This is a genomic window from Amycolatopsis antarctica (genome assembly GCF_002262875.1).
Classification (GTDB): Bacteria; Actinomycetota; Actinomycetes; order Mycobacteriales; family Pseudonocardiaceae; genus Amycolatopsis; species Amycolatopsis antarctica.
Map to the genome: position 1 here is coordinate 117,344 of NZ_NKYE01000009.1, position 20,489 is coordinate 137,832.

Annotated in this window: 7 protein-coding genes (1 of these 7 cut by a window edge); 6 read left to right on the forward strand and 1 reads right to left on the reverse strand. The window is 69.9% G+C overall.

Annotated elements, in window-relative coordinates; genetic code table 11:
* Both CFN78_RS16445 and CFN78_RS16450 read left to right on the forward strand, forming a co-directional pair.
* Positions 1-15,210, forward strand: the final stretch of a protein-coding gene (locus CFN78_RS16445; RefSeq protein WP_133116367.1) for a hypothetical protein. It extends 15,390 nt beyond the left edge of the window; 15,210 of the gene's 30,600 nt are visible here — the last part of the coding sequence; its start codon lies beyond the left edge, outside the window; the stop codon is at positions 15,208-15,210.
* A 114-nt stretch (positions 15,211-15,324) separates the two neighbouring features.
* Positions 15,325-15,621 (forward strand): hypothetical protein, encoded by a 297-nt coding sequence (locus CFN78_RS16450; protein ID WP_133116368.1) that lies wholly within the window; start codon positions 15,325-15,327, stop codon positions 15,619-15,621.
* A gap of 13 nt (positions 15,622-15,634) precedes the next feature.
* Here CFN78_RS16450 and CFN78_RS16455 read toward each other — a convergent pair whose 3' ends face one another.
* Complete coding sequence (locus CFN78_RS16455) at positions 15,635-16,249, reverse strand: helix-turn-helix transcriptional regulator (RefSeq protein ID WP_094863699.1); 615 nt, start codon at positions 16,247-16,249, stop codon at positions 15,635-15,637.
* A gap of 228 nt (positions 16,250-16,477) precedes the next feature.
* Here CFN78_RS16455 and CFN78_RS16460 point away from each other — a divergent pair, with 228 nt between their 5' ends.
* The 4 genes from CFN78_RS16460 (at position 16,478) to CFN78_RS16475 (ending at position 20,450) form a co-directional block, all read left to right on the forward strand.
* A complete protein-coding gene (locus CFN78_RS16460) occupies positions 16,478-16,810 on the forward strand; it encodes a WXG100 family type VII secretion target (RefSeq protein WP_094863700.1) in 333 nt (110 codons plus the stop codon).
* 26 nt (positions 16,811-16,836) lie between these two features.
* Positions 16,837-17,121 carry a WXG100 family type VII secretion target gene (locus CFN78_RS29160; protein ID WP_165777579.1) on the forward strand — a complete coding sequence of 95 codons (285 nt, stop codon included), beginning with the start codon at positions 16,837-16,839 and terminating at the stop codon, positions 17,119-17,121.
* Between the two features lie 115 nt (positions 17,122-17,236).
* Complete coding sequence (locus tag CFN78_RS16470; protein WP_133116369.1) at positions 17,237-17,803, forward strand: hypothetical protein; 567 nt, start codon at positions 17,237-17,239, stop codon at positions 17,801-17,803.
* A gap of 115 nt (positions 17,804-17,918) precedes the next feature.
* Positions 17,919-20,450, forward strand: a complete 2,532-nt coding sequence (locus tag CFN78_RS16475) for a WXG100 family type VII secretion target (protein WP_094863703.1) — start codon at positions 17,919-17,921, stop codon at positions 20,448-20,450.
* The last annotated feature ends 39 nt before the right edge of the window (positions 20,451-20,489 follow it).

Sequence of the window (20,489 nt, forward strand, 5' to 3'; positions counted from 1 at the left end):
AACTCGCCCGCGAAAGCGTTCCAGCAGGTACTCACCGCCTTCTATGCCGACGACCGGCCGGTGGTGGCGACGACAGCGGGCACAGTGTCGCCCGACGATCGCGCCTCGTGGACGGTGCTCGCGGAGCCATTCGCCGACGGTGACGAGACGTTCTCGCCGCTGTTCGTGCGCGGCCAGGTGCGAGGAGCGGTGTTCCACGGCCGTGCGGGAGTGACCGATCGGCTGCGGGCGCTGCATCTGGTGGAGGCGGCTCCGGGGAGGGTGGTGACGTTCGACGGCGACAGCGCTGTGCCGATCAGCGACGAGCCCGCGCCGTGGGGCTACGGCAGCGATGCATTCTTCGTGTTCCTCCAGACCGAGCGGCCCGAAGCGCGCGGCCCCGACGGGCCGGGTGCGGTGTTCGCGCGACAGCTCCACCGTCAGGTACTGGGCCCTTACGCCGCGCTGGGGACCTCCGTCGTTCTGTGGCATGACACCCCGGACGGCTATCGCCTCCCGGAGTCCTTCGCCGGACTGTTCCAGCAGACTCTCGACTACGACACCCTGGCCAACCTGCCGGTGTTCGCACCATCGACCGGAGCGCGCCTGCACGTGTTCGACGGAGCGCAGGGGCCTGCGGTCGTCGTCCACGATGGCGGGATCGTCCGTCGTTACGACCACCAGGCGGAAGAACAGGTGACGGCCGCAAGGGAGGCCGCCCTGTTCCCGGTACGCCCGGCCGCCGTACCCAACTGGCAGCTACGCAGACCGAACGGGGAACTGGTTGGATTTCGCCTGCAGCGTCCGGATGTCGTGCGCGACGCCGCGCGCATTCGCTCTGCCCGGTGGCTGTCGTCGGTGTCCTCGGTGTTGTTCGTCTTCGTGGACACCGACGAGCATGGCCGCTTCCTGGTTCAGACCCCGAGCGGTACGGCGGTCTACTCCGGCACCGAACTGGCCACGTTCATCCATCACCAGCATGAAGTGGCATCGGGTACGAGCGCGCCGGCACCGGTCAATATGGTGCACCTCGTCGCCTCCCGATCGGCTCGCCCGGATCATGGCGGTGCGGCGGAGTTCGCCGGGGTGCTTGGCCGCGCCCTCGACTGGGACGTCCAGGTCGTCGCCCCGACCGGCGTGGTCTCCGTCGTCGACTCCAGCCTGCAGATCGAGCATGGTCGGTGGGAGATCGTCCATCCGCACCTGGAGACGGTCGGATTCGATCACCAGAGCCTGAACTCCTTGGTGCTGCGCGACGCGGCAGGCCGGGTCGTGGGAGTCGACCTCACCGGCGACCGCGGCATGGCCGCCGCCGATACCCTTCGGTTGCTGGGTTCAGGGACCTGGCCCGCGCGCAACAACCTCACCCGCCAGGCGTCGTTCGCCCCAGGCGCAATCGCGAACGTCCGCAACTGGTCGTCGCCCAGGTGGCCGCTCATATCCGGCAGGCCGGACACGTTCGTTGTCTCGATCCACGGAGCGGAGTCGACCTTCGGTGGCAACCGCAATGGCGTGCGGTGGACCGGTGACCATTTCGCCCAGTTGCTCGATCGGCACGGGTGGCTGCGGCAGGCCGCGAGATACTCCTCGATCACGCTGTGGGCGTGCAGTTCCGGCAGCCTCCTCCGTCCCGAGGGAGCTGCCGCGTCCTTCAGCACGGCGTTGCGCACGTTTGGCCTCGACCGACGTGTCTTCGCCACGACCACCGTCATGAGCACCTCTGTCGGCATGGTGGGCGTGGACGCACCTGGGACGTTCCGTACGTTCCATCCGTCCGCGAGCGAGGCGACGGTGCGGGCGCGGTGGGTGCGGCCGCCGCTCGGCGCTCTCGTCGACGCCACGCCGTTGCGCCGGGGGCTCTCGGAGCTGCTGGGCCACGTCACGACCGACTCGCGCCGCCCCGGTTGGCTCCCGGCCGTACGGGCGCAGCTCGACGTCGACTTCGCGGACCCCGTGGTCACGGCGCGTTTCGGCGAGATGCTCAATCACGGCGGTGTGCTGGTGCGGCTGGGTGGCGAGAACGGAACGCCCAGGGTGGAGGTGACGCTGGCGGTCATCCTGCTGAGGTGGACCGGTCCCGGCCTCGCCGAAGCCACCTACCGGATGTTCGTCCGCTGGCCGGACCTGCCGCCTGACCCGCACCGGGTCGCCGAAAGGGAGGTCGACGTGCCGGTCGCGCTGTCCTGGCCGAGCCGCCGGGTCACCTATGCGGCGGGTACACCGACGGCCGCGACCGAGTGGGCTCTGGCGGAGATCAGCGGAGGACCGCAGCTGCACACGGCACTCGTCGAGGACGGCCTGGATCGTCATCGACCACAGGTGACCGGCCAGCTCGCGCGCTGGATCGACAGCCTGCGGACAGGTGCCGGCGCCAGGGCGCTCACCAGCGGCGAAGCTCTCACCGCCCGGATCGGCATGCCCGGTCACGAAGCCACCGTGGCCGTGACTGTGAGTATGAGTCAAGAGGCCGTCGACATCACCGAGCACGCGACGCAACTGCCACTGGGGCGGACCAACGGTGCGGGGCACGACTTGCTCTGGCGCAGAGGCGTGCATCGGCGGCAGTATGTCCCTGGCAGGCTCCGAGCTCGGCTGATACCGCTCGACCCGGAGGAAAGCGGGCAACGTCACGATCTGCCGATCACGGCGGAGTTCGAGGGTGCGGTGAGCCGGGTGCTCGACGAGCCGTCGATCTCGGGGACCGATCACCGTGAGTTGCGCTCGGAGGCGGAGTGGGTGCGTGATGCCCACATCGGTACGCCCACCAGATCCAGCCACGGGGTTGCGCTCCTGCAGACCGCGCTCCGCGCGCTGGCCGACGCGGGTTACCCGCCGCGGGTGGGAGCTGTCCTCACGGCACAGTTCGCGGCCGCCCGCTCCCGATTGCGCTTTCCGCGTGGTGAACCGGTGGAGTTCGCCTTGCGGGAGGGTGATCGTGAGCTCTCCGTCGTCGTGGAGGCGGCGTTGACCCCGGCTGCCATGCCCTACCTGGGTTCCGTCGGTGGTGACGAGTTGGTCGTCACGCCCGCGTCCGGGCTGGCTTCGGGGCGATTCACCATGCACCGCTGGGTTTACGACTTCACCGCGTCCGTCACCGTTACGCCCGCGGGCCTTGAACCGACCGTTCGTACCGTCACCGCGTCCGACGTCGTGGCCGTGGGGCCGCGCCGGGTGTCGGTGCAGCAGGCTGGGCTGGATCCGTTGGCGGTCATCGGGCTACCGGCGGTTCCGGGCGAGCAGGGATGGTTCGCGGGCGGCAGTGAACCGGGCGAGGTCCACGCAAGGCCGGTGCGTGATGCCGCGAACCGGGTGGTGGGGGTCGTGTTCCATAGGGCGAGTGATGCGCGGCTGCCCGAGCTGGCCGACCTGTTCGTCGGCGGCGAGGACGGGCCGCCGGGTTTCGTCGAGTCGCACGTTCCCGGCGGGGCTCGGCGTCGCGCGCAGCGGACGGTCTTGACGCGGACGCGCGTACGTCGCGGGGTTGCGCCGTGGAGTGGCGCGCGGCCGTTCTTCGTGTTCGCGCACGGCGACGAGAACGGCCCGGGGCTTTCGGTTGGGCTCGACGGGCGGGCGCTGGCTCGTCGTGTGGTCGACGATGGCGTGCTACCCGCGGACGTCGACGTGGTGCCGTTGGTGGTCTGTCGCGCGGGCGGCCCGGACGGCGTTGCAGGTGACTTCGCGACGGCTTTGGCACAGTTGCGCGGTCAGCCGGTGCGGGTGGTCGCGCCGACGAACGCGGTGCGACTGTCCGACGACGGCACGACGGTGCACAGCCGTGACGACGGCGAATGGAGAACCTTCGACCCGGCGAACGAGCACTTGCTGGCACGCGTGCGCGATGCCCGTCCGCGGATGCAGTTCACGCCCGATGCGGCCCCGCTGCGGGCGGCGGTGCTGGAGGTGCTCGGCGACACCGCGGACTCCTACCGCGCCCAGGTCGAGTCGATGTTGTCCAACGAGGACGTACGCGCCGCCTTCGGCGAGTCCGTGGACGGCGGGCACCTCGTGCAGCTCGGTACGAAGGTGGGTGACTCCGAGCCCGAGATCTCCGTGACGGTGGTGGGAGTCGCCGACACGGGAATGCTTCTGGCCGACACGGGGCGCGCGGTCGACGTGGACAAGCACGAGCAACTGCGCGAGGAATCGGCACACTACGTCGCGGGCAATGTCCCGCGCACGTTCAGCACGACGGCCGAGACCGGCAAGACCGGGCCGAGCGCGCTGCCGTGGTCGGTCCGCGTCCCGCTCCCGCACGGCGGCCTTGAGCTCAGGGCGGGTAGCCTGCTTAATTCCCGGTCGCCGAGCTTCAGCTTCACCCGCTTGGGACGCCGCTCGGACCGGCTGGTCGAGTCGGCGTCGGTGGTCGATCCGAAGGCCTACCTGGTGCGCTACCGCGTCGAGGTCCGGTGGCCGGACGACGACTCCCGAGTCTCGTTCGCCGAGTCGAACCTGACGGTGGGGCTCACCTGGGCTGACCCCGGCTCGCCGGTCACCGCCGCTGTGACGGACCCCGTGACGCACGCCGTGGACCACGCCGAGTTGACCGGAATCCGCGCACTGTTCGACCGCACGTCGGCGCGGGTCGGCGGGTTCCGCGTCAACGACCCGGAGGTCCGCCGGTTCCGTACCTGGCTGGAAGGAATGCCACACGACGCCGCGCGGTTGTTCGCCGGTCAGTCCGTCCGTGGGCGGTTCGACTTCCACGATCACATCGGTACGTCGGTCGTCGTCCGGCTGGCGGACCGGGCCAGCCGTACAGCGGATGTCGCGCGGGTCACGGCGAAGACCGAGCACACCGACGCGCGCACCGAGACCTACAAGGACGAGCATTCCGTTCAGCGTCGGCAGGGCTTGCAGATGCGCGGGTTGGGTAGCGTCTCACCCATCGCGTGGCCGGCCACCATAATGGTCGAACCGGCGCTCGGCATCGCAAAGACATCTGGGGACCTGACGAGAGTCACGCACGACCACACGCGCGACGTCACCCAGCGTTTCGACGGTGAGCTGGAACGCCAGCGGTTCGGCATCATCTATGTGCTCGACGTTCTCGCCCGCGACGAGACGACCCTGGACCTCCGCTATCACAGTCCGGCCACTCGCACCGGCGGCGCGGACCGCATCGATGCCGAAGCCGTGGTCTGGATGCGTGTTCCGGACACGCCCGAGGTAGCGGACGACGAGGACGCGATCGAGGTCCTCGCGGACGAGGCCATGGTCGACGCCGAGCCCGCCGCGGACCAGCCCGCGGAGCCGACGCCGACGGCGGAGGAGGCGGACCAGGTCCGGCACCGGATCGCGGCCAGCTTCGAGATGGATGCCGGACAGGTCGACGCGATCGTCGGGCCGGTGTTGCAGCGCTTGTCCCGCGAAAGGCGGGTCCGGTCACGGCACCTGGCGCAGATCGCCGCCGACATGCGGCTGTTCGTCGCACGCAATACCCGTGAGCTGGCGACGAAGGCCGACGCGGTCAAGTTCCCGCTGAGCGCCTACCACCGCGGGTACCCCGACATCTTCCTGAGCGCGACGATCTGGCCCGCCGAGCAACCGTACCGGGGGCCGGTCGTGGGCGAGACGACCAGCCTGAAGACGACCGTGAAGTACGAGCACTTGGTCTCCCGCGGCCGAGCGGTCGAGTGGGATGCGGACATGACGGTCTCCGGGCGGGCGACGCTGGGCGCGGTCCGGGCGTATGTGAACGGCGCCGCGGGTTACAGCGTCAAGCGCGACACCGACGAGGGATCGGTGACGACTAGTTCGGTCGACCGCTCATCCTCGGGCCAGGCGCACCGGTGGATGTACGACATGGACGTGGCGGTGTCGATCGGCGGCCGGTGGGCGGAACCGACGCCGGTGCTGGACTGGCACGGTGAACCGAGCCTGCGCACCTCGGTCGAGGTGCGCGCGCCGCGGCTGCACGGGTCCGAGCGCGACTACCGGCCGACGGCCGACGACGGCGTCTGGCGCAGCAAGACCGACGACCGGGCGCCCCGCTTCGCCCGAGCGGGCCACCTGCCCGTCGACTACGAGCTCGTGGCCTTCCGGCCGACGCCGAGGCTGCTGACCACCATCACCGGAATGCTCGACAGCGCTAGGACGCACTCGGTCTGGAACGTCGTACGCCGCCCGTGGCTAGGAACCAAGAGACGCAACTTCGACGAGCACGTCTCGCGCCGCTGGCTCGGGGCCAACGACCGTGCCAGGCCTGAGGTCGACCAGCACGACGCGAGCCCGGCGGCGCTCGAGGCGTGGACGGAACCGACCACGCGGATCAACCGGTTCGACATCGCTGCGGTGTGGCGGGACACCCTCAAACTGCGCAGGCCGAGCACCGGGGGACTGGCTGGCTGGCGCGAGCCGATCGCCCGCGTCGACCTGCTCAGCTACCGCGGAAATCCGCGCATTCTCGCCGTCGACGACGAGCACCAGTTCCGTTCGCAGGCCTCGGTCCGGGTCGCCGCCAAGGAACGGGAGCAGCGCTCGGCCGCCTACTTGGTGAGCCAGCGCAACCTGGCCATCAGCACCTGGGGCGTGGCTCGCGGCACTGCCGGGCTGGAGTACTCGCACAAGATCAAGAACGCCACAGAACGCAGCACCACCAACACCGCGACCCAGGACGGCGAACAGTCGCGCACGACTCGCGGCTACCTCGTGTCCTACGACACCGAGACGGAGGTTCGGGCGGCAGCGCGCCACGACTGGTGGGATGCCCTCGGATTCCGGCATCGCGGCTCGTCCCCGCAGGACCTCAGCGCGGCGCGCAAGGCCACGCTCGTCGCCGACGCAGAGCGGATGTGGGTGCCCGCCAGCGAGATTCACACCGTTGGGGAGCTCGACGCAGACAGCATGGCCATGCTCACGCCGGAGGACGCCGCGCGAGTGGCGAAGGCAGGTCCGGCCTCCGCCTATCCGGCGGGTGAGTCCGGACCGGGCCCGGTCGCGCCCGCGATGGTCGGGCACGGGGTCGGCCACGTGCAGTTGCACACCGCGGAGGCGGCGACTGCCACGCTGGAGCACATCTCCAGCGCGGTCGAGGCACACGCCCAGGCATACCGCAGCGCCCGCAGCATGCAGGAGCTGGTCGAGGACCAACTGGCCAACGCCGGAGTCGGCCAGGCGTTCGATCGCATGCTTAACGGCGGCCTGAGCCTTTTCGTGCCGCAGAACGTCGCCATCGGCAAGATCGAACATCGCGTTCAAATCATCGCGCGGCTCGGCCAGGGCCGGTACCTCGACCGGGTACCAGGCTTCGAGATGAGCACGACAAGGGGCAGCAGGCACCGAGCCAGGACGACGGCCACCCACAGCAACACCGGTCAGGTCAACCTGGTCGCGTCCGCGATGACCCCGCTGGGCGAATCGTCCAACACGTACGCGTCCACCGGCGGTCGGCTGGCCGCCCACCGCGAAGCGACCTCGGCACGCACCAGGGCCGACGATCGGCGCGACGGTGTCCGTGTCGCGACGACAGCCGACCGAGTGCGGTTCGTGCATGACCTGGAGATCACCGTCGAGGTCAGCACCTATGCCGCTCGCTCGCGCCTGGGCATGATGGTGTCGCCGCTGGCGTCCGGGGGCGACGGCAAGTACCTCAGCGGGTCCAGCGGTCCGGTCTCGTTCACCATTGCGGATGCTGCCCGCTCCGTGCTGGCTCCGGCGGAGCTGGAACCGGTGAAGCCCGTAAGCGAGGTACCCGGCTGGTGGCGCCGGGAGCGCGTCGAGGCGGGCAAGCCCGTCCGGCTCCGCCCGCAGTCGGTACTGGTCATGCTGGCACATCCAGCGGTCGCGCTGTACCGGCTAGTGGACTTGGTGGTGCGCGAGCCGGGGTCGACGAGGTCACAGCTCCGACCGCAGGCGTCGCACCGGCTCGCGACAGCGCTCGACGTACACCTGCGCGCCGGACGACTGCCCGCGCTGCTGTCGGAAGAGGGCTACCGGATTACCTTCACACGAGGAGAACTACGGGCGCTGACCGTGCGCCTGGATCTGTCCCATCGGGTCGTTGAGGCGGTGCAGCCAGGGGGAATCCAGCGAACGGGCACCACGTCGGTGTCGGCTACGAACACCTCGAACGTGGAGTACGGCCTGATGGCGGGCACGGCGTTGGCGGCGGTTCCCCCAGGTGCCCCCGGTTCCAGAGTTCCCGGGATCGACCTGGTGTCCACGCTGTTGCCGATCGCGAACTCGTCCAAAGCCATGACCAACGAGGTCTTGGGCAAACCACACGCCAGCGGCAAGGACGCTGCCGAAGAAGTGCACTACCGGGTTCGTTCCGTTCCTCGCTGGGTGGTCGTGCCCGAGTTCCGCGGAAACCGACGAGGTCACCCCGTGACGTCTGAACCCGACGACCCGATGTGGCTGTTCGCGGACAGCTCGGCCCTCGCCGACCTTGGCATCCCCGTGCCGGTGACCTCGGCGTCGCAGGAAGCGGCTGGCCAGGCGGATGGTGCGGGCCTGCCCGCTCGGGCCGGTGAACTGCTGTCGATCCCGGACGGGCCGCGCTACCTCCCGATCGACGGACTGCTTCGCGACGTCGAGCGGCGCCTGGGACCACGCGCGCTGACCCTGCTCCCAGCGGCCAGTCCGGACGACCGCTCCGGAAATCGCGCAGCGCTGCGCGCACTGCTCAGCGGCGGACTCGACGCGGCAAGGGCCGCCCGCCTGCAGGAGGCCCCGGAGCGCGTGGCTCTGTGGCACGGCAGGGGGACTCACCTCGCCGAGCTGCGCTACGAGGACCCAGCCGACGAGACGCCGAGGATATCGTTGTCGATCTCCCACCGTGGCAGGTTGCTCGCCGAAGCATCCGCGGTCGTCGACGTCGGCTCGACGGAGGACACCCCGGGCGGGAGACGAGCCGCCCCTGACGACGTAGGAGAGTTGCCCGCGGAGTGGGAGACGGACGCGATCAGGGCATCGCGGGAGGAACTCGCACGACGACTCGACGAGTGGGAAGAGCGGCACGCCGCGACGACGCCGACCGCCGATGGTGTCGTCACGAGCGCTGCCTCGGCGTCGTTGTCCACCGACATCGGCGAGCCCGACGGTGGCCTGGCCCACTGGGCGGAGGTCGCCGAACAGTGGCTGATCCTCAATCCGGATGTCGCCCCGGTCGCGGTGGACGCGGTGAAGGAGGCGGAGCAGGCATATTGGGTCGCCAAAGAAGCGCACGACGCCCTCGTCACTGCGGCCTGGAACACCGCGCGAGGCCAGGTATCACCGCCGTCGTACTTCACCCAACGCGGCATTCTCGGTGAGGGCCGCGTTGAGCAGATCATGGGCAGCTCGCCGACCGACGACACCGAAGCCACCGAGGCGATCACAGCGCTGGCCACCCGCGACCTGCCGACCGAGCTGCGCCGTCCCGTGGTGTCCGCGGTTCATAAGCTGATGCGTCGCTACGGATCGATGCTGACCCTCGAACGGCTGCTGACCGGCGATGGGGTCGTCGTGGGGGAGGGCGACGAGGCGAGCTGGGTCGACCTGCGGCTGTCGTTCGACCTGCGTGGCACCGCGGAGCATGCGCAGGGCGCTACGCGCGACCCCGCCACGCTGGAGCACACGGGCCGCCTGGCGATCACTGGGATCGGCTTCGGCACCTGGACCGGTGACCACGGCCGTACCGTATCGGCTTCGGCTTCGGCCGGTTTGCCGCCGGGCGTCATCGGCGGCCAGGTAGGGGTCGGGCAGACGATCACCACCACGAACGTGGCGATGGCGGCACGGGCGGTCTTCCGCCGCGCGCTCACCCACGAGGCGTCTGCGGCGGCATTCGACGCCGATGTCGCCGTGCACACATCGGTCACGCCCCTCGTTGCCCGCGCCAAGCGGCGGTCCCACGTCAGTCTCGCGCCGAGCGCCTTGCGTTTGCGCTTCCCGGTCGGCAGCACCGACGAGAACGGGCCGATCCGGCCGGTCGGCAACTCCGCCGCGGTCGTCGGCGCCAATCTCGTGGTGGTCGCCACCGATCTGCTGGCGTCGGGCCGGGAACAGGTCATGAACTCGCTGGACGCGGTCTCCGACTCGCTGGTCGGGACCTTCCGCCATCCTGGGACGCGAGCTCAGCTCAGGGCCATGGCCGACCTGCGCTCGCGGGCGTCGGACCTGATGGCCACCGAGGAGGTTCTCGCGGAGGGGGGCAGGTGGCTCGCCCACGGCGTGACGTCGCAGGGCGCGCGGCTCCCGGCACCGCTGCCCGGCACGGTGCACGGCGGGCGGATCGTCCTTGGCAAGCCCGAGGTGTACTCCGTGCAACGGCTGGGTGAGAGTGACGTGCCGCTGTGGGGCATGGCCATCGCGATCGCGCAGGACGTGCCCTCGTTTGGCACATCGAGCTCGACCAATGCCGCCATCACGGGCGGCACCGGACTGAGCTCCGGTCCGGTCTCCGCCAGCTTGGGTTTGACGGTGAGTGCGTCCACCACCCGAAGACTGGCGTCGGAGAGCCGATCCAGGGCCGGGAGTTACCGCACGTTCACCGACCACGGCCGCACCGTGCTGTTCCGGCTTCGTGCGGGCAGCCGGGTCGAAGTTGACACGTCGGCCCCGATCAGTGGGCACCTCCGTGGCAGGACGGTGCACGGCGACGTCTACGTGCGTGTTCCCGCCACCGACGCGGACCGGTTCGAGGCGGCGCTCGTCGGTGACCCGCCATCGGCTCCTGGCGCGAGTGTCGCGCAGCTACGTGAGGTTCCGGCGACGCTGCGGCCCGACCAGCCGTTCGGCATTCACGCCGTACTCGCCGCCCCCGGCGTCGCCACCGTGCTCGACCGTGCGCGCGCTCAGTTCGACGACCTCCTCGCCGTCCTGCGCGGACGCGGCGTCCGGCTCGATCCCGCCGAGGTCATCCGGGTCCGCGCCGACTTAGACGACAGATTGCAATGGGAGATCGTGGCGAACATGGTCGACGACCTGCGGTTCACCCCGGCGCGGATGGAGTTCCGCCTCGCCGGGCGGCAGTACGCGGTCGGCCTGCGGGTCGAGGCCACTCGGCCGCCTGGATACGTCGGGCGTAGGAACGACGTGTCGATGGCGGTAACCAGCGACTCGCGCACGTTGACCTATCTCAGGCAGGGCATCACCAACAGCCGGGCGCTCAAGCTGTCGCTGGCCGACATCACGATCGACACCGCGAACATCGTGCCGGGGACCGACATCGGGCTAGGCGTGGACTTCACTTTCGGCTCCGGCCGCACCCGGGTGGCACACGCCGGTCGCGGCGGCGGCACCCGCGAGGCGATCGACTACCGCGGAGAAGCCGACGTGTGGTCGTATCCGGTGGCCTACACCGTGTCGCTCGAAGCGCCGTACGGCCTCGGTGCTGGTGTGCCGACCACGCTGGACGTCGCGGTGATGCCCCAGCCGGAGCGGGTGGCGGCCGTGGTGCACATCGCGGTGCCCGCGGATATGCCGGCCCGGCCGGAGTTGGCCGACGCCCAGCCGAGAGCGCACGACGACGTGCACGAGGCGCATCGCCTGACGGGAACCCGGTACGACGGCCCGGAGCTACGGGCGCCCGCAGGGTACGCGGCGCCGGCGTTGGTGCGCGGCGTCGAGGACATCCGCAACGCGATCAATCGCGTGTGGCGTGCGGTGGCGCCGCGGAGCACCACGATGCCCGACCTGCCGGTGCTCGGCCACGAACTACGGTCCCGGCTGCACCAGCACGAATGGCTCGTCCACCCCGACCCGGACGACAATGTGGTCCAGCGGTCGGCACCGAGAGTGCGGGTGCGAACGCGGTTGCTCAACGCCCGGCCGATCCACCTCGACCGGCGTTTCGCGTCCCAGCGGATCCACGGCAGCTATGGGATCGTCGACACCGCGACGGTGGATTTCAGGTCGTTCGGCGTCACCGGGCGGCTGCGGCTGGACGACCTGCTCGATGTGGGTCTAGGCACTGAGCGCGGCTGGGAATCGGTGCGCGGCCACGTACCGATCAAGAATTCCGTCTGGACCGAGACGGACGACCATCCGCACGTGTTGTACACGGCCGACCTCGAGGTGACGGTCGAGGGCTACGGGTGGAGCGCGGTGCACGAACTCACGGTCGCTCCTGCGTCGGCGGCGACCACGGTGGTCGTGCCGTCAGGGGCCGACCTGTGGATCTCCACCCGCGTCGTCGCAGAACTGGGGCTGCCCGCGATACCGGAGCACACCGTCGCGCGGGCGCCCGAACCCGTCCGCTACCTGCCGGGCAGTGCCAACCCCGAAGGCGCTCTCGGGGACGTGCAGGTGCGTCGCGTGGACAACTGGTCCGATGTCACGGAGCGCGTGCGCAAGGCGGTCGAGGAGGTCGCGCCGGAGTTCGCCAGGCAGCTGAGCGGGACGGCACCCGTTCTCGACCACTTCCTGCGGCCGGCGAACGCGCCAGCGGCGACCAGGTTGGCCGCCTTCGGTGGGTATGCGATGTCGGTGCCCCGGCCGGTGCTCGGCGGGGTCGAGATCCTCGAGGTGAGAATCACGGCAGACCTCGACTACGGCCGTGCGGCGCACATCCGTACAGACCCGGCGGTCACGATGTCCTCGGAGCGGCGGCCCACCGATCAGCGGGCGGTGGCGACCACGTGGCGGCGGACAGGCATGCAGTACGCCTCGGCTGGCTGGTCCAACGCCACCGGCGGCGGAGCGGGCGAAGGCAGCCGCACCCATACCAGTGTTAACCGTGCTGACGTCGTGTCGCGGACACGGGGCACGCAGGTCGCGATCAGCACCGCACCGACGGCAGAGTTCGACGTGCCTGCCGTCTACACCGTCTCCGTCTTTAAGCACCATGTCCGCGCCGAGCTGTTCCGGACACTGTCCGCCGCGCTGCTGCGGCCGCCCGCCGACCGTGCCCCGGAGAGTCGCGCGGTAGTCGTGCCCGAGCGTCTACGCACCACGGAAAGCGTCGTCCGCCTGCAGGTTCCTGAGGATGAGGCGCCGCTGACACCGCCGGATCCGATTATCGCTACCGTCCACACGGGTCCGTGGGAGCGAGTGCCGGGCGAATCCCGGCCTGGCGAGGTGAGACTTGACCACACGGCGATCATCTCCGCGATGCCGGGACATTCGGACCTGGTGCGGACGCTGGCCGAGCAGGTGCGCCGCGTGGCGCAAGGCCGGACCGGGACGGCCTTCGGCGAAGGCGACCGCATCCTCGGTGCGGGCACCGTCGGGCAGGCCCAGCTCGAGGAGTTCCTCAACGAGGACATGCTGCGAGGGATGTTCCTGCGAGTCCAGGACTTCGGCCACACCATCCCGCTGTACGACAACAGCCCGCTGGCCGAACGCACGTTCACAATCACCGCGGGGCTCCGGGTCGTCAACGCCCGACCGACTCCCGGCCGCAGGCACCTGGTGCACGAGCAGGGGCTGGAGATGTCCAGCATGACGGGTGTTCGGCAGAGCGACACCACCACGATCGGCGCGGACGGCTCCGGCGAAGGGGTCGCGAACCGGGTCGCGGGCGGCGTTGGCGTCAGTTCCTCGGCTCCGGCCAACGGTCCCGGGCAGTTCACGCTGAGGTGGCCGCACTTTCCCGCAGCGTCGACCAGGCCGGAGGACGATTACCTCGAGTACTGGGCCGACGTCGAGTATGACTTCGGTGTTCGACTCGGCCGGTCCAACGCCGTGGTCACCGGACTGAACGTGGCGCTGTCCGGTGTCCATTCGGTCGTGCGCGCCGCGCGCCCGTCACTGGCCGGGGGGCAGGCGCCGCGGATCGACCTGAACGGAGCCACGCAGTGGCGGACCACCACTGTCCGCAACGGTATGCGGTTCCTGGTCAGGAGACCGGACGCGCAACGGCTCGGCCTTCCGCTGGACGCCGAGCTGACGGCGGTCGAGCCACCGAAGGAGTCCTACGTCCGTAGCGGTGATCGGCTGCGGACGCCGCACGGCGTGCTCAGCCTGGCCGCCGTTCAGGACTTCAGCCGTGCGTTGACCGACGCGCTGAACGCCGACCTGCCCGCGTCCGGCGTGGCAGTGGAGACCGTCCCGATGACGCCGCAGGCGGCTGCGGATGCCCTTGGTGTGCGGTTGATCGTCGTAGACGACCAACCACCCGGCCCCGTGCCGGACCGACCCGACCTGCCGTGGCGGCAGGCCCGCCTCGAGCCCACTGAGTACGACGGGCGGCCGAAGGGCTCCGGTCAGACCGTTGTGCTGCTGGCGGAAGGTGACTGCTACCGGGCCGCGACCCTTGGCACCTCCGGCGGCACGGAGTCGACGCGCCGCCGTGAGCGCTTCGCGGCGCCGCCTCCGGGTGTTCCATGGAAGCACTCGACACCGCGGCCGGCTGCCCCACCTTCGTTCCTGCGCGGCTACGACTACACGACGCCGACGCCGCACCAGGCTCGACTGCTGTTCGAGAAACTCGACCTCGCCGCGACGGCCGAGCCGATTCGCGGTGAACTCGACCCTGGTCGCGCCCGGCACCGCCCAGGCTTGACCCTCAACGTACTGGTCGACGGGCGGCCCTCGGCGGTATCGGCGATCGTGCACGCCGTCGACGCGCCGCTGCCCGCGCTGCGCAGGCTGGGCCGGTACGCAGTGGAGAACCGGTCCGAAGTACGTACCGTCCTGTGGACCGACACGGTCAGGGAGGATCTGCGGCTACCCACGGGAAGCGCGGCAGGACGTCGAGCGCGCGCGCTGGTCGACTGGGCCAAGGAACATGGTGTCGTCCTGCTGTCGGTTCCCGAGGTGTTCAACGCCAACGCACCGATGCGGCTGCACGACCTGTACAGCGCCTTCACGCTCGACATGTCCGGTGACGACCGGTCCGCGGCGGACCGCCTGCTGCGCTGGGAAGTCCTCAACCGCTTCGGCGGAATCGTCACCGACGCAGCGCGGCCCGACGCGGATCTGGCCCGGCTGCGGTCGGTGTTGTCGACCAGGGGCGATGACGTCGCGCTGGACGACGTGTCGGAGACGCCAATCGTGGCGCCTGCCGGTCACCCCGTCCCGGAGCGGATGCTCGACGACATGCGCAGGCAGTACCTCCGGCAACACAGGCACCGACCATCGGACGCCCAGAGCGCGTCCGGCGAAGCCCGGTCCGTTGTGCCGCGCGCCATCCGCGCGGTTCCGCATGCTGGGGTTGACGAGCTGGCTCCTGCGAGCACCCAGCGCGAGCCAGAATCGGACTCCGAGGCCGGCGGCGGTGGTTCCCCGGAGACGTCCCGTTCGGATCTGTTGCTGCGGCGGAGGGAGATCCCGCGTTGGTTGCCACGGACGGACAGTCAGGACGAGTGAATCACCGGCGGATGGGCAGACGGCACGTCCTTGCACGCCAGCAGGCCAGGACGGCGGGGCAGAGTGTGCCCGCGGCAATGCGATCGTCCTGGCTTCCGTCGTAGCGTGGTTCAAGTGACTGCAGGGACACCCGACGGTGACGCGGTGAACGATGTCGGTTTCGACGACACCTTCACCCATCTTCTGCTGGCCGACCAGCTCGACGCCGTCATGGACCAGCTGGCGAGCCAGGTGCCGTTACAACGGAGCCAGCAGGCACGAGACAGACTGATCTCGTTTCTCTACGCGCACAGTCAGGCGGCTACGGCACTGCGTCAGTTCGTGGCAGGCTCCTACGACTCCCAGGAACACATGCGGGAGGCGACGATGCTGCTGGAGCGGGTCACCCCGGACGACTTCGTCATCTTCTGATCGCTCGGCGGCCTCAGATGGCTCCGGACCGCAGGGCATAGGCGACGGCGTGCGATCGGTTGCGCAGCTTTAGCCGTAACGTCAGCGCGTGGACGATGTACTTGACCGTGCGCTCCGAGAACATCAGCCGCTTCGCCACGGCCGCCGTGTCCAGACCGTCCGCAAGCAGACGCAGCACCGCCTTCTCACGCTCACTGAATGGCGACGGCGGCTTGTTCGGCGACGAGCGGATCGGGTGCGCAGGCGCTGCCGAGACCGTTTCAACGGCTGGCGCGCTGGTGGCCCGGCCCGCCTCGCGGACGGCCGCAAGCAGGCGTGTTTCCGTCGCCGCCTCGCGATAGACCACGGCACCGAGCGGCAGCCCGGCCAAACCGTCCGTGTCGAACTTGCCCTCGTGCGGGGTGATCAGCACGACCGGGCTGCTGACCTGGCGCGCGACTTGGCGCAGGACGGCTCGGGCGGCGGCCTGGCCTTCTCCCACCTCTTCGAGGACGACGACGGTGACGGTCGCATCGACCGCCGCCTCTCCGGTCACGAGTTCGAGACCGGGAGTCGACCGCAGAAGTCTGCTGATTCCTGCGTGCGTGAGCGGGTCTGCCGCGTATACCGCGACCTTGGTCTTGTCCATCGCGACCTCCACAGAACTGGGCGATGTCAGCAGGGTGAGCGGTAAGACTCAACAGTTTCTTTACGGCTGCCGCTCCGTCCGCGTTTGCGGGCAAGTTCTGAGGTACGGGCGGTACGAGATGCGGCGCCTGCACTCGCCGTCGCCGCCGGCCGACGGTTATCCATATCTGCATACCAACGGCCCGAGCACGTCGGCGCCTGTCACGTACCGAACCTCGAGGGAGCAGAGATGCCTGAAGCCTCCGTATCCGTTCCGGGCATGCAACAAGCATCTGAGCGCATCTCCGATGCCGCCAGCCAGTTGCGCGGACAACTCGGCCAGTTCCAGGAAGCCCAGGTGCGGCTGACCAGCGGACTGACCGGAGAGGCCGCAGAGGTGTTCAACGGAGCTCTGAACTCCTGGACATCGAACTACGAGCAGATCCAAACGGCGCTGACCCGCCTACAGGAATCCATGCGCAACAGCATCGACACCTATACGCAGACCAACAACGCGAACGTTCAGGCGGCACAGGACGCGGTCCAGACGATGAATGCCTCCGGCGGCCTTGCGGGCCTGTAGTCCTCACGAAAGACAGGAGTGATCCCGTGCCTACATACACGATCAACTGGGCCGTCGTGAACAGCGTTTTGTCGCAGTTCGACGTCATCAACCGGCAGATCAACACCATTCTCAGCAACCTCGAGTCCGAGACCGAGTCCAGCCTGCGCGAGTGGACCAGCGACGCACGCCAGGCCTATTCCCAGCGCAAGGCTCAGTGGGACGCCGCGGCAGCACGGCTGCCGGTCACCCTGCGCAGCGCTGAGACCTCGCTGCGGGGGATGGGCGACAACATGCAGAACGCCGAGCGCACCGGCGTAGACCTTTTCTGACCGACCTCCGGAGATGTAACTCATGCCTGAGAGAGCGCAGTCCGCAGCCAGCGTCCTAGCAGCCAGCGCCCTAGGGGTCCGCCTGGACCCGGCCGTCGCGTTCGAGGACGCCAACGTGACTGTCCCGGTCGACTTGGTGAACGAGACCGCGCCAGTCCGCGTGCCCAACCCGCCGGTGTGGTCGGGGTCCGCGGATGGCGGCGACGGGCAGACAGTTGTCAGCGTCGAAGCCATCAGGCACGTCGCGAACTCGATGACCTCGCTCGAGGAGCCGTTGCGTCGCGCCATCGACGACCTGCGCGGGGTGGACATCCGGCCGGGCGGCTTCTATCACGCGACGGCGATGCGCACCGCGATCAACGGAGCCAACAGCGATGGCGGCCTGAAGAGCGAGCTGACCCTCACGCTGACAAGCATCCTGCAGGGCGTGGTGGACATCCGGGACGCGATGGAGACGATGGCTGCCCGGTACACCAGCACCGACCAGCAGAACACCCTCGCCGCCACCGACGTCCAACGGCTCATGGCCGAGGCCGCCGGTGAGTTCACGCAGGCGAGCGGCGGTTCCGGCGCCGCCGCGCCGCCGGTCGCCACCGACTCAGGCGTCCAGCAGGCTTCGGCCACCGGCTCCGGGACGGCAACGGGCGGCTCGGCCACCACCGCCTCCACGCGGGAGAGCTGACAGCAACGTTCGCGGACGTCACGAACGTCTACCGACCCCGGCCCGCCGGGTGCAGCGTTGTCCAGCGCACCCGCGGGCCGGTTTCACTCGCACTACGGCGATGGGAGGACCACAAGTGCCAGACGATGACGACAGGTATGACGGAAACGGGTTCTCCTCCACCGACAACGGCATCTTCGCCGACCTGAACTCCTCGACCGGGGTAGCGGACTACGCGCAGTGGGATTGGAAGCAAATCGCGGCCGCTATCACCGGCGGGACGAACATGACCGGCGACGGCGCAGAAGCGATGGCCACTGCCGTCAGCAGTCCGGACAGCCTGCGTCAGGCCGCCACCGTCTTCAGCCAGGTGCAAGCCACCCTAACCGGCGTCGCGGAGGCGCTCACCGCGCAGGCCGAAGCCGTGGCGGGCAGGCCGACCTCCCCGTGGCAGGGCCCTGCTGCGGAGACGTTCCTCGCCATGATGCGCCAGTTCTCAGCCGGGGTCGGCACCAACGCCGACCGGCTCGGCGGCGGAGACGCGCGCGTCAACGCCGTACCGCAACAACTTCTGGACAACGCTAACGCCCTGACCAGGGCGATCGCCAACGTGCACGCCATTGACGCGCACTACGCCAGTGAAGCGCGCCGAGTGGGCGTCACCCCCATGTCCAACGGCCTCATTCCGGTCTCTCGCAGACCGGACATCGTCGAACTCCTGAACGCGGATATGCGGACCCAGCTCGACATGCTCGTCGGCAACTACTCCGTCACGGTCGTACCCCGCACCGCGCCGGTCCAGCCCCCGATCGGCATCGGTGGGACCGCCAGCGGCCTCGGCGGATCGCCGTCCGGTCTCACCTCGGAAGATCTCCTGGCCGGAGGTCTCGGGGGTTCGGACGCCGGCGGCGGGCCCGTCACGGAGTTCGACCCGGCTTCCGTTGGCCTCGGTGGTGACCTCGGTGGCGGGGCCGGCGCGGGCTTGAGCGCGGAAGACTTCGGCGTGGGCGAGCTGACGCCGTTCGCTAGCGCTGACGGCCTTGGCGCCGCGGGCATCGGCGGGGATCTCGGCGCCGGCGGCGAGGCGACTCCCTTCTCCTCCACCGACGGGTCGGGCGCGCTGGGCGCGCCATCACCGGTGTCGCCGTTCGGCGGGCTCGGCGGCGACCTCGGTGGCGGGGCCGGCGCGGGCTTGAGCGCGGAGGACTTCGGCATGGGCGCGGTGTCGCCGTTCGGCGGGCTCGGTGACGCGGGATCGGGCCTCGGCTTGGGCGTGGTGTCGCCGTTCGGCGGGCTCGGCGCGAGTCCGGGTGCGGGCGCCGGTTCGGGTGCGGACACCAGGTCCGGGCTCGGGTCCGCGCCCGGCCTGGGCGGCAAGGTCGATCCGGCACTGGACCGGCAATTGAATCCGGTCAGTCCTTTCGAGCCGGGGCAGTTCGACGACGCGGCACTCGGCGGCGGTGCGGGCGGCATCGGTGACCTCGGTGCTGGTGGCATCGGCGACGTGTCGCCCTTCACCGGCGCCGCAGATGTGGACGCCGTCGCCGCCGGTGACGTCGGCAGCGCCGGTGACGTCGGCGGCGCCGGTGGGGCGGACGCCGATCGTCCGGCCGAAGTCCCCACGGCGAGCGACGCGGGCGCGTCCTCTGCGGCCGCGGACCAGGCAACCGGGGCGGGACAACAGGGGATGGGTGGTATGCCGTTCATGCCCCCGACGGGTGGCATGGGCGGCATGCCGGCGAACCAACAGGCCGGGGCGGACCGCTCCGACGCCTCCGGTCTCATCGAAGGCGACAGCGAACCGTGGGTGGAGACCTCCCCGCTGTACGACGCCACCATGGATGACGTTCTGTCCGGCGAGAACATCACCGGAGCGACCGCGGGAACCGGTGCGTTGTCCGGTCTGACGGGCTCCGACGACGCTGTGGAGCGCCTGGACGACGTGGGCGTCGCGCTGACGGCGGCCGCTCCGAGCCTGACGACCGGCGGCCCGTCGGCCGCACCGGTCGACGATTGGTCCGAGGTTGCCCAAGCGCCTGCGTCGGATGCGGTGCCGACGGCGGGGGAGACTGCGACGGCGGCTGCGGGGATCACCGAGCAACCGGACGCGGCCACCGCGCTGGGCACCGCGGCTATGGCAGCGGCCGGTTTGGCTGGAGTGGCGGGCGCTCGAAGTGGACGCCGCCGCAAAGACGAGACCGGTGGCGACGACAGTTCGAACCCACCGCCCGAGCCGCAGGACGTTTCGCGGGTGGTCGGCCCGCCCGCAGCGGAATCCGATGCCGTCCGACCCGATGGCGCGAACGCCTGGGATGGCGCGGGACAGAGCGGTCCTGGCTGGACGCTTGGCCGTGTCGCCGAGGACGGGCAGCCCGACGAGCAGGCGGTGTCCCCGGTGACCGCGCGGAACGAAGGTGAGAACGACGGCCGGCAACGGTCGACGTGGAAACCCACCAAGGTCCAGTCGGTGGAGTTCGATCTGGCGGCCATGCCGCGCTCCGGGGACTGGGACGGCGTCGAGGAGGAGGAGGACGAATCGGAGGCGAAACCGGAGACAGAGGACAAGCCGCCCGCGGCGGGCGGGCCGACCAAGTTCGCGATGTTGCTCAACGAGGACGGCGGCAGCTGGCGGGGCAAGGACCGCATCACCCCAGGCGTCCTGGAATGAACACGAGACCACCGTTCGCCGGACCACGCGAGTGCGGCG